Genomic DNA, 13,970 nt, shown 5'->3' with positions numbered 1-13,970 from the left:
ATCTCATACGAAGAGGTGCCCATGCGTTCACCTGCTCGCCTCTGCCTGGCGGCGCTGGCGCTCTGCCTGGCCGGACCGGCACTCGCGCCCGTCGCGCTCGCCGACGGGATCCCCACGGTCAAGCCCCGGGTCGAGACCCCCGCCCTGTTCGACGACGCCGCCGGGGGCAACGCCAACGGCGACGACCCCGCGATCTGGGTGCACCCCACCCGCTCGGGGAAGAGCGTGGTGATGGCCACCGCCAAGGAGGGCGGCCTGTACGCCTACGACCTGGACGGCAGGCGACTCCAGCACGTACCCGCCCCCGCCGCCCCCGGCGAGGACGACGAGCCCGGCCGGTTCAACAACGTCGACCTGGTGTACGGCCTGCGCCTGTCCGGCGGCGTCAGGACCGACCTGGCCGTCGTCTCCGACCGGGGCCGGGACCAGATCCGCTTCTACGCCGTCGACAAGGACAGGGCGGGACGCGGCCGGGCGCCGCTCACCGACGTGACCGACCCCGCCGTGCCGTTCGTGTTCAACACCGGCCAGGAGCAGGTCAACGACGCGCGGACCGCGTACGGCCTCGCCACCTGGCAGGACCGGACCGGCACCTACGTCCTGGTCAGCCAGCGGCACAGGACGCGCGTCGCGCTGCTGAGGCTGACCGCCACCGCGCACGGGAAGGTCGGCTACCGGCTCGTCCGCACCCTGGACCTGCCCGGCTCGTTCCGGCTGCCGGACCGAACGACCTGGACGCCGTGCCTGGAGCCCGGCGAGCTGCCCCAGGTCGAGGGCATGGTCGTCGACGGGGAGCGGGACGTGCTCTACGCCGCCCAGGAGGACGTGGGCATCTGGCGGATGCGGGCCGACCTCACCGGCACCCCGGCGCTGGTCGACAGGGTTCGCGAGTACGGCAGGCCGGGCGTCTACGACCCCGAGACCGAGGAGTGCGCGCCGGGCGCCGACCCCGGGTACGGCGGCAGGCACCTGTCGGCCGACGCCGAGGGGCTGACGATCTACCACGGTGACGGCGGCGGCGGGTACCTGCTCGCCTCCGGCCAGGGCGACAACACCTTCACCGTCTACGACCGGGAGCGCAACCGCTACGTCGGCCAGTTCAGGATCGGCGCGGGCAACGGGCTGGACGGCGTCGAGCACAGCGACGGCTCGATGGTGGTCAACGTCCCGCTGGGCCGGTTCGACGGGGGCCTGCTCGTGGCCCACGACGGCGAGAACACCCCCGGGGCGGTCGACGAGAACGGCGAGGCCAGGGAGAACACGAACTTCAAGTTCGTCGGGTGGGGCGACGTCGCCGACAAGCTCGACCTCGACGTGGACACCGACGGCTGGAACCCGCGAGACTGACCGCTCCCTCCTCGCGAGCCCGGCGAACCCCGCGAACCCAACGAGCCCGGCGCGGTCGTCTCCGCCCCGGGCTCGCGGGGTGTCACGCGCCGGCGCCGGGCCGGGTGCGACGCCGAGATCTCACCCCCGCCCCCCGTCCCCGGCGGGAACAGCGGCGCGCAGGTGGCGGCGTGGCGGCGCCGGCAGCCGCCACGCGTGAGCGTGCGTTGATTCTTGTGTTCGCCCATGAGGGCCTGAGGCCGTGAGGTCCATAAACCTGAGGGCTGTGAGGGCCTGAGGGCCGTGAGGGCCATGAGAGCAGCCGTCCGGCGTGTTCTCCGCGCACCTCCACCGGACGCGAGGGGCGACCTCCACCTTGTGCGGCCGGCTTACAGGGCGCCGGCCAGGCTGCCCGCGCGCAGCCCGGCCAGCTCCAGCGCCAGCTCGAACCACACCTTGTTGGACCCGGCCTCCCTGACCACGCCCCAGCGGTGGGCTAGCGCCTCCAGCAGGGGAAGACCGCGGCCCCCTGTCGCGTCGGCCGAGGCACGGCAGACGCAGGGGGCCTCGGAGGAGCCCTCGTCCTGGACCGAGACCCGCACCCCCGTCGCCGAGTAGGCCACCGTGACCGTGAACGCCCCGCCGTCCCCCGAGCGGGAGTGGATCACCGCGTTGGTGGCGATCTCACTGGTCAGCAGGACGCAGTCGTCGTGGAGGGGATGGTCTCGCCCCAGGGTCATCGAGACCAGGCGGCGGGCTCTGACCACCTGGTCCGGGGAACCCGCCAGGCGGAGAACCCATTCACTGCCGTCGTACTCCGACGAGTCCATACCGCCCCCTCCGATGCCGTTTCACTGATGGGAAGACGCGGAGCTCGGCGGGGAAGATGTCGCGGAAAAGTAGGAATGCGATCACTTACCGGATAGACAGGTGAGGCTTGCCAGAGGCCGCCTCACCTGCGTGTCCGCACCTGGCGTACCGTGCGGTTCCATCCGTCACACGCGGTGCCAGCGAGCCTCGAAGAAACAGTAGGCCGCGAAGAGCAGCAGACCGATCGCGACGACGCCGAGCAGCCACGGACCGGCCGGGGTGTCGGCCAGCGAGCGCAGCGTCGAGTCGATGCCCTTGGCCTTGTCGGGGTCGTAGGTGACCGCGGCCTGGATGACGAAGACACCGGCGACCGCGGCGATCACGCCACGGGCGATGTATCCCGCCATGCCGAACTTCTCGGCGAGCTCTCGCGCCTTCGCGGGCATCTCGCCGGTGCGCAGGTCCTGGAGGAACTTCTTCTTCCAGCCCTGGTTGATCCAGTAGGCGCCCAGGGCGATCAGGCCCAGGCCCACCAGGCCCACGATGAACTGCCCGAGGGGCAGGTCCATCAGCATGGCCGTGATGTCCTTCGACTGGCTGTCCATCGAGGCGCCGGAGTCACCGCGCAGCAGCACGCTGAGCAGCGTGGCCACGATCAGCGAGTAGACCACCACCCGCGCGCCCGATTCCACCCGGTCCTTGGTCTGCCCGCGGCCCATGATGGCCTCCGACAGCTGCCAGACGACCAGCGCGACGAACCCGACGACCATGAGCCAGAGCAGGAACGTGCCGAACGGCTGCTCGGCCACCATCTCGATGGCGCCGGTCTTGTCGGCCTCCTTGCCGCCGCTTCCCCCGCCGAAGGCGATCTGCAGGGCGAGGAAACCGATCAAACCGTAGAGGACACCCCGGCAGGCCAGGCCAACCCGCGCCAGCCTGTCGAGCGTCTGACTGTTGGCCGCTTTGCGAGCGGCACCTTCCACGTGAGCCTGAGGGCTGTTCATAACTACCCGCCCTTACCTGTGAACGCCCTGGTAAACCTCACGGTTCCGGCATCGCGTCCAGCCGGCGCAGGATCACTCCCTCGCGCAGCGCCCAGGGACAGACCTCCAGCTGGGGCACCCCGAACAGGTCCATCGCGGCGTCGGCGACGATCGCCCCGGCCGGCAGCTGCGGCGCCCGCGCCTCGGAGACGCCGGGCAGCGCGGCCCGCTCCCTCGTGCTCATCCTGATCAGCCGGTCGGTCCACCCGACCAGGTCCGCGTGCCTGAGCACCCGGCGCACGGCCGGCCCCTCGTTCGAGGGCGCCGCCCCGGCGATCCTGGCGAGCTGCCTGAACGTCTTGGACGTCGCCACCGCGTGGTCGGCCCGGCCGTACCGGGACACGTTTCCCACCGTGCGGGCGATCTCGGTCCGTACGTGCCTGCGCAGCGCCCGTACCTCGTCGGCGGGCGGCGGGTCGGCGGTGAAGCAGTCGCGGGTGAGCCGGCCGGCCCCCAGCGGGATCGACACCGCCGCGTCGGGCTGCTCGTCGATGCCCGAGGCGATCTCCAGCGACCCGCCCCCTATGTCCAGCACCAGCAGCCGCCCGGACGACCACCCGAACCAGCGGCGCACGGCCAGGAACGTCAGCCTCGCCTCGTCCTGGCCCGACAGGACCTCGATGTCGACCTGCGTGTCGGCCTTGATCCCGGCGAGGACCTCCTCGCCGTTCACCGACTCCCTGACCGCGGACGTCGCGAAGGCCATGAGGTCCTCGACGCCCTTGTCCTCGGCGAGCCGCAGCGCCTCCTCGACGAACCCCCGCAGCCGCGCGGCGCCCCGCGCGGAAAGCCGGTTGCCGTCGTCCATGTGCTCGGAGAGCCTCAGGTCCACCTTGTGGGAGTACGCCGGCAGCGGCCGGGCACCCCGGTGCGCGTCCATCACCAGCAGATGGACCGTGTTGGAACCGATGTCGAGAACGCCCAGTCGCATGGGATGAAGTTACTACTCCCGCGAGGCCTGTCAGGCAGCGGTGCGCGTGTGGACGCTCACCGCGTATCCGCCGCCGTCGTAGGGGATGCCGTCCCAAGTGGCCAGGCGTCGCAGCGGGGCGAGCCCCGACGCCCGGCACCAGCCGTCGTAGTCCGCCAGGGTGACCGTCGCCGAGGCGAGCGGGAGGTGCGCGGCGTCCAGCCCGAACCCGCTCACCAGCAGCCCGCCGGGCCGCAGCAGCGCCGCGAGCCCCGCGACGGCCCGCGCCTCGGTCCCGGGGGCGAGCAGCGGGATGACGTTGCCCGCGGCGACGACCATGTCGAAGGACGCACCCTTCCGTACGGCGTGATCCTCACGGTCACCGAGATCACCGAGATCACCCAGATCACCGAGGTCGCCGAGATCACCCAGGTCGCTCAGATCGGCGAGGATCCAGGGCAGCCTCGGCGCGGCCCGCCGGGCGACGTCGAGCATGGACGCGTCGAGGTCGACGCCCACGCAGTCGTACCCCAGCTCGGCCAGCCGGATCGCCACCCGCCCGGTGCCGCATCCGGCGTCCAGCACCCGCGCGCCCGGCGGCAGCAGCTCCGCGCACAACCGCGCCTCGCCGTGCGTGTCCGCCCCGGACTCGGCGAGCCGGGCGAACCGCTCGGCGTACCGCTCCCCTGCGTCGTCCCCCGCGATGTCCGCCCAGCGGCTCCTCGGTTCCCTCACCGCCCCAGGGTCTCACCCCCGGCGGGGGCCACGCGCGGCGGCCCGGACGCGAGGGCGTCCGGCACGACTCTCGTCCCGGCGGACGGCAGGGCGGCCGGGTCTCCGGGGCCCGGAGGGGTAGCGTGATCCACACCGCCCCGCACGGGCGGCGCCACCTGCGGAAAGAACGGCGAGAGATCGGGGAGGGCCGTCGTGACCCTTATGCGGGCGATCAGCCAGGACGTCTCCGGTGTCGTCGAGGAGACCGGCTTCGGGGTGAGCACCCTGGAGGCGGGGGGACGAGGTGTACGGCATGCCGTGGTTTCCGCGCCGGGCCGGCGCCTACGCCGAGTTCGTGACCGCGCCGTCGCGGCAGTTCACCCGCAAGCCGAGCTCCCTGGGACACGACATCGTCCTACGGGTCGCCCCCTGACGCCTCCCTGACACCTCCCCGCCGCCTCCCCGCCGCCACGTCGCCGCCATGCCGCGCTGTCCGCCACGACACGGGCGGGCCGCACCGTTAGCGCCAACACCACCGTTCGGCACCTGTCCAGGGGTTTGTCCGGATCCGGCCACGATAAGTAATAGATCTTGTCAGTATGGGCGATTACTGCGAATACTTGCAATTTGTTCTTATTCGCGAGGAAGGCCGATAATGAAGCACTTCATTGTTCACAAGCCTGGCACCATCGCACTCAGCGGCACCGCCAGTCCTAAGCACGTCGGCTGAGACACAATCGCAGAACCGGCGTCCAGGGATGGGCGCCGGCTCCTGGCGTAGCCATATATCATCAAATATCAGCTAATCGAGTTAAAGGAGTCCGGTGAGTCGGGGACCGTACCCGCAGGGCAACCCGTCTCTTCCCGCGCCGCCGCCGCTCGCGGTGGACGCGGACCGGCGCCTGCGCGGGCCGTACACCGCCGGGGGTGCGATCGTCGCCGCGCTGCTGCCCGCCGCCCGGCCCGAGCTCGTCGCCCGCTACGACATCGAGCTGCGCGCCGTCGCACCCGACCTGCGCGACCTGATCCCCGCCCGGCGCCGGTCGGTGGCCGCGAGCCTGCCCGGCGCGGAACGGATCCTGGTGCACGCGCCGCGCCGCACGCTGCGCCTGGCCAACGGCCTGGCCGAGTTCGTCCGCGAGCACCTGTCGGAGACCGGCCCCCGCGTGCTCGTCGTCGAGAACGCCGACCTGGCCGACCCCACAGACCTGGAGCTCCTGACGGTGCTGCGACGCCGCGTCCCCGGGGAGCTGCTGACCGTGGTGACCCGCGAGCGGACCGCCCCCGAGGAGCCGCCCGGCGCGGAACGGCACGACGCGGAACGACACGACGCCCTCGCCGACGAGCTGGAGCGGGAGGCGACGGTCGGCGCGCGGCTCGGCGCGATCCCGTACCACCGCGAGCGCGGCGGCGACCCGTCGAGCGCGGTGGCGGCGTTCCTGTTCGCGGTGCAGTGGTGCCTGGACGAGGGCTACCACGACGCCGTGGTGGACCTCGGCGAACGCGCCCTGCCTCTCACCGGCCCCGAGGACGATCCCGCGACCTGGTGGCGGATCCTGCACAGCACCGCGACCGCGCTGGCCGCGCTGGGCCGCGAGGACGAGTCGGAGGCGCTGTTCGACCTGGCCAGGCGGGAGAGCCTCTCCCCCGTGGTCCACGCCTCGGCCGCCTACGCCACCGGGATGCTGAAGGTGCGCCACCACGACCGGGCCCGGCGCGACCCCGACGCCGCGCTGGCGCTGGTGAACCAGGCGATCGCCATATCCTCGCTGCTGCCCGACCCGCGCGAGCGGGCGTTCAAGATGGGGTTCGACCTCAACGGCCGGGCGCTGGTGGAGGTACGGCGCGGCCGTCCCGCCGAGGCCCTGGAGCTGGTCGAGGAGGCCGTCGCCCTGGCCGACCGCGACCTGCGGCCCGGCGAGCACCCGATACACCGGCTGGTGCTGCTGGCCAACAGGGCGCAGCTCGCCGTGATGCTGGGCCGCCCCGAGGAGGCGCTGGAGGACCTGGACGCGGTGATCGCGGCCGATCCCGGCTACCCCGACTACTACATCGACCGGGGCAACCTGCTGCACCGGCTGGGCCGGATGGACGCGGCCGTCGCCGACTACGAGACGGCCATGCGGGTCGGCCCGCCCTTCCCCGAGCCCTACTACAACCGGGCCGAGATCCGCTTCTCCTCGGGTGACCACCGGGGCGCGCTCGCCGACCTGAACCACGCGCTTGAGCTGGACCCGGAGTTCGTGGACGGCCTGGCCAACCGGGCGGGGCTGCTGGCCGCGCTCGGCGAGTACGCGGCGGCGAGGGCCGACGCGGAGACCGGCCTCGCGATCGATCCCGCCAACCCGTACCTGCTGTGCGCGCTGGGCCAGGTGGAGACCGCGGAGGGCCGTTACGACAGGGCGCGCACCGCCTTCGACCGGGCCCTGGAGCTCGCTCCCTCACTCGCGGCGGCCTGGGCGAGCCGGGGGCTGCTGTCGTTCGAGACCGGCGACCCCGAGGGCGCCGTCGCGGACTTCACCCGGGCCCTCGACGCCGGGGACGACCCCGCCCTGCTGTTCAACCGGGCGATGGCGCTGCGCGCCGCCGGACGCGACGCGGAGGCGGTCGCCGATCTCACCCGCGCGCTGGAGCTGGCCCCGGACGACGATGACATCAGGCGCGAGCTGAAGTCCTGACCTCGCGCGGTCCCCGGCCGGGCCTGGCAGGGGTCTGGTCGGGGACCGGCCGGGCGCCGGAAAACATTCCGGATTCCGACGGGGTCATCGCCTTACCGGCTCGGAAAGTCACGGCCGGTAAGGCGATGACCCCGTCCGGGAAAATCCCGTTATCGGAATATCCGTCATACACACGGTGATGCGCGCGACGTCTCGTATTCGCCCTCCCGTATCCCCGGGACCGGAGGTGGATAGGAGCGATTTCCCGATGCGCGGTCACCGTAAGCCACGCCATCGGACGCCCCGTACGCGAACGCCGTGCCCACGCGTGACGGACGGAGACGGGTGGTGACGGGCGATGGGCGGGCGGAGGTGAGCGGGGCCGTCAGCCGAGCGAGCCACCGAGGTATCGTTCGGCCAGCTCGCAGGTGTCCTCCGTGTAGCCGGAGCCGAGTTCCGCGGCGATGTCCGCGCCGGTGTGGGTGCCGATCCAGGCGACCAGCAGCAGGCGGCGGAACAGGACGAACGTCCAGATCTCGGCCTCGTCCTCGGCCGGGAGGTCCAGGACGGTCCGGTAGCCCCGCACCCACGCGTCGAGCAGCCCGGGAACCTCCGGGCGGTGCTCGACGAAGCTGACCGCCGCGGCCAGGTCGTAGAGGTACCAGCCGAAGCCGCAGTCGTCGAAGTCGATGACCGCGGGCGGGTCCTCACCCTCCACGAGCAGGTTGGCGGCGCGCAGGTCGGCGTGGATCAGGCCGTAGCGCTCCCGGCCTCGGCCGAACCGGTGGAGCCGCTCGCGCACCTCCTTGTCCAGCCGTCCCAGCACGGCCCGCGCCTCGGCCCCCACCCCCAGGCCGTCCTGCCAGCGGCCCCACCGCGACTCGGCGCCGAGAGCGGCCTCGTGGTCCCAGTGGAAACGGGTGAACCCCTCGGGCCGGGACCACCCGCGCGCGTGCCGGTGCATCCGCGCCGTGAGGGCGCCGAGCCGTTCGAAGCCGGGCACCGGGTCGTCCCGGGACGGCTCGGCACCGGGCAGGAACTCGAACATCACGCAGTCGCGCGGCTCGGGGCCGGGAACGGTCAGCACCCGGGAGCCATCGGGAGCCGGGATCACCCGGGGGGTGCGGATCCCGGCCTGCTCGCGGAGCGCCTCCAGCCAGGCCAGCTCGGACAGGATCGCCGGGGTGGAGTGGTAGCCGAGCCGGTGCACCCGCAGGATGGACCGCGTCCCCGCGGCGAGGTCGTCCACCCGGTAGGTGGCGTTCTCGGACACGTTGACCAGGGTGACCTCGGCGCCGATCAGGCCGTGGATCCGGGTCGCCTCGCGGGCCACCTCGTGCACCCGGGCCAGCACGTCGCCCCCGGCGGACAGGTCGTGGGCCCGCATCGTCTCCCCCTGGTCGGTCGCGCGGGTTTTCCCCCGGCTCGGTCGCGTGAGCGGGTCGGTCGCGCGAGGCGCCAGATCATATCCGAGATTCCTCCCCGCCCCCCGGCGCCACCCGTACGGCCTCGCGGACGGGGCCCTCCACGGCGTGGTCCTCGGAGGTCTCCGGTGCCGGGAAGGTGACGCGGATCTTGGACTGCCGGTGCGGGAGCCGTTCCCAGTCGTCCATGAGGGCCGCCCGGAGCCCGCACTCGGCGGCCAGGTCGAGCAGGGTCTCGGCGCGGTAGTAGAAGTCCTCGCGCAGGACGTGGTGCTCCCTGCCCTCGGTCCGGTCGAAGGTGAAGTCGAACCAGCCTCCCGGCCGCACGACCCGGCCGACGCTGCGGAAGCACTCCTCGATCACGTGGAGCGGGGAGTGGGAGAAGACGCTGTGGGCGTGGACGACATCGAACGCCCGGTCTGGCAGGGCGTCGAAGCGCAGATCCCTCACCGGCAGGAGGTGCGGGAACCTGTCGCGCAGGTCGTAGGTGGCGAGGGTCTCCTGGGCGGCGAGCAGGATGTCCGGGGAGATGTCGACGCCGTAGTAGTTTCCCGGATCGAGGTAGCCGATGAACAGGCGCCCGGCCCGCAGGTTGCCGCAGCCGATCTCCAGCATGCGGTGCTCGGGCCTCAGGCCGTGCCGTACGAGATAGTCGAACTGCATCTTCCCCAGGGCCACCCAGCGCCGGTACGACCTGCTGCCCACGGCCGCGTGGGGGCTGCGCGCGGTGTCGGACCTCATGACGGCCCGGTAGTAGGAGATGTGGTCGCGGTTGCCCAGGCGCAGCCACGTGTTCCTGGTCAGCCTTCTCAGGTGCCGGGGGACCCGCCCGGGATGGCCGAGGGCGTATCTGAGCTGGTGAACGACGCTCGCGCGGTTGTGACTGTGCATGCCTCTCCCCATGTCGGGACGACACCTCGACGATCCCGCCAGTGACGAGATCGTATCCCTGGGCGATGGAGATATCACTCTTGGTGAACATCGTCGGGATGTCGCCCAGAGGTGCCACTTCCCTCTCGGGACGACGGTCCCGCCTCGTTCCGGTCCTCCGGAGGGCCCGCGCGGGCGTCCCATCGTTATGACATCTCGCACCACCCGGACGGCGGCGCACGCGCACCCGGCCGTCCACGCCGAAGGCCGCCGGAACGGTTTCGAGACGGTGAGGAGATCGGTGAACCTGGAACTCGCGCTGCGCATGTGTGAGGCCGCGGTGCGGCAGGCCGCGCGGGAGGGCGCGCTCATCTCGGTCGCCGTGGTCGACGCGGGCGGGCACCTGGTCGCGTTCCAGCGGATGGACGGCGCGCGGATCACCGGGCCGGTCCTCGCCCCCGGCAAGGCCTACACCGCGGTGGCCCACCGCATGCCCACCGCCGACCTCGCGCCGCTGGTCCTGCCTGGAGGCGAGCTGTACGGCCTGGCAGGTGACCGGTACGTGTGCTTCGGCGGCGGCGTCCCGCTCGGGGGGTCCGGGGAGCCCGGGGAGCCCGGTGACGGGCGCCGGGTGGGCGCGGTGATGAGCGAGGTGGCGGGCGCGGTCGGCGTCAGCGGCGGCACCGTTCCCCAGGACGTCGCCTGCGCCGAGGCCGCCGCGGCCCTCTGGGAAGGGGCATAGCCCTCTTGGAAGGGGCATAGGCGGATATATCGATAGAAAGCAGGTCGGCGGAAATCATCCCCCCGATGAAACAGGGGTGCGGCGTGTTACCTCGGATGGTCAAGGGGCAGTGAGGGCTTGCCCCAGACGATGATCGTCTGGGGGTGACCCTTTGGAGGATTCCCGTGGACGTTCTCGTGCTGCTCGCCCTGGTCTGTTTCCTGGCCGCCGCGATCTGGTCCGCCATCAGCCGGTCCTGGCCGATCGCGCTGCTCGCCGCCGGGGCCTTCCTGCTCACGCTGTCGGAGACGTCGCTGATCAACGGCTAGACGATCCGTCCCCCGGCGCGCCGACGCCCCCTTCCGGGGGCGTCGCGGCCGCCCGCGAACGGTCCACCGGCACGCCCCGGCACGCCGGGGTCAGGCACCGGCTCCCGGAAGGCTCCGGTCGATCTCGGCACGGGTGGGCATCGAGGTGCTGGCACCCGCGCGCTGGACGGACAGGCCCGCGGCCGCGGTGGCGAAGCGGACGGCCAGGTCGGCGGGCCGCCGCTCGACGCGGGCCGCGGCGAGGGCGCCCACGAAGGTGTCGCCCGCGGCCGTGGTGTCCACCACGGCCACCTCGGGAGCCTCGACACGCACGACGGGCCCGTCGCCCGAGGCGGTGAGCGCACCGCGCGACCCCAGGGTGATGATCACCCAGCCGACCGTGCCCCTCAGCTCCTCCAGAGCGCGCTCGTGGTCGTCCTGACCGGTGATCGCAGCGGCCTCGTGCTCGTTCGCCACCAGGACGTCCACGGCCTCCAGCAGCTCGGCGGGGAGCGGCTGGACGGGCGCGGGGGTGAGGACCACGGTGGTCCCGGCCGCGCGGGCGGCCCTGGCCGCGGCGGTGACGGCCTCGATGGGGAGCTCCAGCTGGAGCAGGAGAATGTCGGACCGGGAGATGACCTCGATCTCGGCCTCGGAGGGGGCGGTCACGGTCCCGTTCGCGCCGGGGACCACGATGATCGAGTTGCCGCCGTCGCCGTCCACCACGATCTGGGCGATGCCCGAGGGGCCGGGAACCGTGCGCAGGCGCGTCACGTCGACCCCCGCCCCGGCGAGCGTGCGCCGCAGCTCGGCACCGAAGGCGTCGTCGCCCACCGCCCCGAGGAAGGCCACCTCGGCGCCCGCCCGCGCGGCGGCGACGGCCTGGTTGGCCCCCTTGCCACCGGGGACCGTGGCGAAGGCGCGGCCGGTCACGGTCTCGCCGAGCGCGGGGGCGACGTCGACGTAGGCCACGAGATCCATGTTGGCACTGCCGAAGACCGAGATCACTGTTCCTCCTCGCGGTCGGGAACACGGATGTGAGAGCGGGTGTGAGGGCGCGGGAACACCTGCGTGAGAACGCGGGTGTGAGAGCGCGGATACGAGAACGCGGGTGTGGGAGCGGGCGCGGGAACGCGGGTGTGGGATGCGTAGGCGCGAGAACGGTACGGTCAGGAACGCAGGTAGGCCAGGACCGCGAGGACGCGGCGGTGCTGGTCGCCGTCCTCGGCGTACAGGCCGAGCTTGGCGAAGATGCTGCGGATGTGCTTCTCCACGGCACCGTCGCTGACCACCAGCTGGCGGCCGATGGCCGGGTTGGACCTGCCCTCGGCCATCAGGCCGAGCACCTCGCGCTCTCGCGGGGTGAGCTGGGCGAGGGGATCGTCGCGGCGGCGTCGCACCATCAGCTGTGCCACCACCTGCGGGTCGAAGACCGTGCCCCCGGCCGCGACCGTGCGCAGGCCGCCCATGAAGTCGTCCACGTCCACGACGCGGTCCTTGAGCAGGTAACCCACCGCGCCCCTGGCGTCGGCGAGCAGATCGTCGGCATAGGACACCTCCACGTACTGGGACAGGATCAGCACCGGCGTGCCCGGAACCCTCCGGCGCGCCTCCACCGCCGCCCGCAACCCCTCGTCGGTGAAGCCGGGCGGCATCCGCACGTCCACCACCGAGACGTCGGGACGGTGCTCGGCGACGGCCTTCACCAGCCCGTCGCCGTCACCCACCGCCGCGACCACCTGGCAGCCGAACTCCTCCAGGAGCCTGATCAGGCCCTCCCTGATGAGCACCGCGTCATCGGCCACAACTACCCGCACGGAACCTCCGCCACTATGACCGTCGGCCCTCCGGTGGGTGAGTCAACCACCAGCTCACCGTCGACCGCCTTCAGGCGATCACCCAGACCCGACAGGCCATGCCCCTTGGCGACATGGGCGCCGCCTACCCCATCATCCCCGATCGTCAGCATGAGGAAGTCCCCCGTCCTGCTCAGCGTCACGGTGCAGACCGTGGCGTGGCTGTGCTTGGCGACGTTGGTGAGCGACTCGGCGACGACGAAGTAGACGGTGTTCTCCACGGCGGCGGAGAAGCGGCCCTCGACCTGGACGTCCAGCTCGACGGGGATGGTGCAGCGCCCGGCGAGCGCGGCGAGCGCGGGGGCCAGGCCGCGGTCGCTGAGGATCGGCGGGGCGATGCCGCGCGAGAGGGCGCGCAGCTCGTCCAGGGTCTCGCGGGTGGAGGTGATCGCCTGGCCGAGCATCTGCTCGACGCCCGCCGGGTCGCGCCTGAGCTGGCGCTGGGCCCGCGACAGGTCCATGGCCAGGGAGACCAGGCGCTGCTGCGGCCCGTCGTGGATGTCGCGCTCCAGCCTGCGCAGCGCGTTGGCCTCGGCCGACACCGCGGCGGCCCGGCCCTCGGCCAGGTCGTCGATGCGGTCGTGCAGCTCGGCGACCCCGGTCAGCATCGCCCTGCCGAGCCCGGCCTGGACGAGCGCGGCGCCCCGCACGATCACCGGGAGGGTGAGGGCGAAGAGCACGCCGATGGTGGTGTTGATGATCACTTCGACCCACAGGCTGCCGCCCAGGCCGAGGAGCATGCCGAGCCCCCCGTCGTTGCCGGGGATGGCGTAGACGATCCACCCGTAGAGCGGGTAGGTGAGCCCGGCGATCGATCCGGCCCACCAGGCCACCGCCAGCACGAAGGTGATGATGGAGATCGGGAAGGCCACGATGCCGTAGAGCAGGTCGAGCCACGACTGGCCGTTCGTGAACGGGTTGATCATCCTGCGGAACCATCCGGCGTTCTCCGGGGCGGGCCGGTACCTCGGCCGGGCCACGGGACGGCCGAGCACCTCGGGCAGCCAGCGCCGTTCGACATCCGCGAACCCCCGCGCGACCAGGAGGGTCGTCGCGAGGATGGGCAGCCCCACGAACGCGACGGCCGAGCCGGCCCCCGCGGCGAAACCGGCCACCATCAGGACGAACCAGATGATGGACAACGGGAAGCCGACGACCAGGTAGCGGGTGTCGGTGCCGATGCGGCTGAGGAGGGTTCTCATGCCGCCCACGCTACGAGGACCGGCACCCTCGTTCGACCCTGCGTGCCCGCTTTCGGGGGTGGGGCCAGCACTACCCGGGATGGTGGGGGGATCGGGCGAGAAGACTGCTGCGCGCGTCACTGTGCCGCC

Annotated in this window: 13 protein-coding genes; 4 read left to right on the top strand and 9 right to left on the bottom strand. The window is 72.2% G+C overall.

The genetic code is table 11. From position 1 onward, the window contains the following. Window positions 1-21: 21 nt before the first annotated feature. Complete coding sequence (locus ACSC1Q_RS05120; protein WP_436757476.1) at window positions 22-1,347, top strand: phytase; 1,326 nt, start codon at window positions 22-24, stop codon at window positions 1,345-1,347. A 368-nt stretch (window positions 1,348-1,715) separates the two neighbouring features. On the opposite strand, the gene ACSC1Q_RS05115 is transcribed toward ACSC1Q_RS05120, so the two are convergent. The 4 genes from ACSC1Q_RS05115 to ACSC1Q_RS05100 all read right to left on the bottom strand — a co-directional run bounded on the left by ACSC1Q_RS05115 (window position 1,716) and on the right by ACSC1Q_RS05100 (window position 4,824). Then, on the bottom strand, window positions 1,716-2,156 hold the full coding sequence (locus tag ACSC1Q_RS05115) for an ATP-binding protein (RefSeq protein ID WP_436757475.1): 441 nt from the start codon (window positions 2,154-2,156) through the stop codon (window positions 1,716-1,718). Between the two features lie 165 nt (window positions 2,157-2,321). Further along, on the bottom strand, window positions 2,322-3,140 hold the full coding sequence (locus ACSC1Q_RS05110) for a DUF1206 domain-containing protein (protein ID WP_436757474.1): 819 nt from the start codon (window positions 3,138-3,140) through the stop codon (window positions 2,322-2,324). Between the two features lie 37 nt (window positions 3,141-3,177). Beyond that, window positions 3,178-4,110, bottom strand: a complete 933-nt coding sequence (locus tag ACSC1Q_RS05105) for a Ppx/GppA phosphatase family protein (RefSeq protein ID WP_436757473.1) — start codon at window positions 4,108-4,110, stop codon at window positions 3,178-3,180. A gap of 30 nt (window positions 4,111-4,140) precedes the next feature. Continuing rightward, on the bottom strand, window positions 4,141-4,824 hold the full coding sequence (locus ACSC1Q_RS05100) for a class I SAM-dependent methyltransferase (RefSeq protein WP_436757472.1): 684 nt from the start codon (window positions 4,822-4,824) through the stop codon (window positions 4,141-4,143). Between the two features lie 803 nt (window positions 4,825-5,627). Between ACSC1Q_RS05100 and ACSC1Q_RS05095 the strand changes: the two genes are divergently transcribed. Then, window positions 5,628-7,481 (top strand): tetratricopeptide repeat protein, encoded by a 1,854-nt coding sequence (locus ACSC1Q_RS05095; RefSeq protein WP_436757471.1) that lies wholly within the window; start codon window positions 5,628-5,630, stop codon window positions 7,479-7,481. A 364-nt stretch (window positions 7,482-7,845) separates the two neighbouring features. Here ACSC1Q_RS05095 and ACSC1Q_RS05090 read toward each other — a convergent pair whose 3' ends face one another. Together ACSC1Q_RS05090 and ACSC1Q_RS05085 are read right to left on the bottom strand one after the other, a co-directional pair. Further along, window positions 7,846-8,847: a phosphotransferase enzyme family protein gene (locus ACSC1Q_RS05090; RefSeq protein ID WP_436757470.1), complete on the bottom strand. Its 1,002-nt coding sequence runs from the start codon at window positions 8,845-8,847 to the stop codon at window positions 7,846-7,848. A gap of 76 nt (window positions 8,848-8,923) precedes the next feature. Beyond that, entirely contained in the window at window positions 8,924-9,775 is an 852-nt protein-coding gene (locus ACSC1Q_RS05085; RefSeq protein WP_436757469.1) for a class I SAM-dependent methyltransferase, read from the bottom strand. 280 nt (window positions 9,776-10,055) lie between these two features. Between ACSC1Q_RS05085 and ACSC1Q_RS05080 the strand changes: the two genes are divergently transcribed. Then, on the top strand, window positions 10,056-10,496 hold the full coding sequence (locus tag ACSC1Q_RS05080) for a GlcG/HbpS family heme-binding protein (RefSeq protein WP_436757468.1): 441 nt from the start codon (window positions 10,056-10,058) through the stop codon (window positions 10,494-10,496). A 164-nt stretch (window positions 10,497-10,660) separates the two neighbouring features. Beyond that, window positions 10,661-10,804 (top strand): hypothetical protein, encoded by a 144-nt coding sequence (locus ACSC1Q_RS05075; RefSeq protein WP_436757467.1) that lies wholly within the window; start codon window positions 10,661-10,663, stop codon window positions 10,802-10,804. Window positions 10,805-10,894: 90 nt separating this feature from the next. Here ACSC1Q_RS05075 and ACSC1Q_RS05070 read toward each other — a convergent pair whose 3' ends face one another. The 3 genes from ACSC1Q_RS05070 to ACSC1Q_RS05060 form a co-directional block, all read right to left on the bottom strand. Beyond that, window positions 10,895-11,791 carry a ribokinase gene (locus ACSC1Q_RS05070; RefSeq protein ID WP_436757466.1) on the bottom strand — a complete coding sequence of 299 codons (897 nt, stop codon included), beginning with the start codon at window positions 11,789-11,791 and terminating at the stop codon, window positions 10,895-10,897. Window positions 11,792-11,952: 161 nt separating this feature from the next. Next, complete coding sequence (locus tag ACSC1Q_RS05065) at window positions 11,953-12,600, bottom strand: response regulator (RefSeq protein WP_436757465.1); 648 nt, start codon at window positions 12,598-12,600, stop codon at window positions 11,953-11,955. Continuing rightward, complete coding sequence (locus ACSC1Q_RS05060; protein WP_436757464.1) at window positions 12,591-13,841, bottom strand: sensor histidine kinase; 1,251 nt, start codon at window positions 13,839-13,841, stop codon at window positions 12,591-12,593. Before ACSC1Q_RS05060 ends, ACSC1Q_RS05065 begins: the two co-directional genes overlap by 10 nt. Window positions 13,842-13,970 lie beyond the last annotated feature (129 nt).

The organism is Streptosporangium heterodermiicola, from assembly GCF_051390675.1.
Lineage (GTDB): Bacteria > Actinomycetota > Actinomycetes > Streptosporangiales > Streptosporangiaceae > Streptosporangium.
Note: the sequence above shows the minus strand (reverse complement) of the source record. Positions and strands in the feature narration are given on the sequence as shown.

Coding starts and splice junctions, on each gene's coding strand:
- ACSC1Q_RS05120 (WP_436757476.1), top strand. CDS start 22: ATGCGTTCACCTGCTCGCCTCTGCCTGGCGGCGCTGGCGCTCTGCCTG.
- ACSC1Q_RS05115 (WP_436757475.1), bottom strand. CDS start 2,156: ATGGACTCGTCGGAGTACGACGGCAGTGAATGGGTTCTCCGCCTGGCG.
- ACSC1Q_RS05110 (WP_436757474.1), bottom strand. CDS start 3,140: ATGAACAGCCCTCAGGCTCACGTGGAAGGTGCCGCTCGCAAAGCGGCC.
- ACSC1Q_RS05105 (WP_436757473.1), bottom strand. CDS start 4,110: ATGCGACTGGGCGTTCTCGACATCGGTTCCAACACGGTCCATCTGCTG.
- ACSC1Q_RS05090 (WP_436757470.1), bottom strand. CDS start 8,847: ATGCGGGCCCACGACCTGTCCGCCGGGGGCGACGTGCTGGCCCGGGTG.
- ACSC1Q_RS05085 (WP_436757469.1), bottom strand. CDS start 9,775: ATGCACAGTCACAACCGCGCGAGCGTCGTTCACCAGCTCAGATACGCC.
- ACSC1Q_RS05060 (WP_436757464.1), bottom strand. CDS start 13,841: ATGAGAACCCTCCTCAGCCGCATCGGCACCGACACCCGCTACCTGGTC.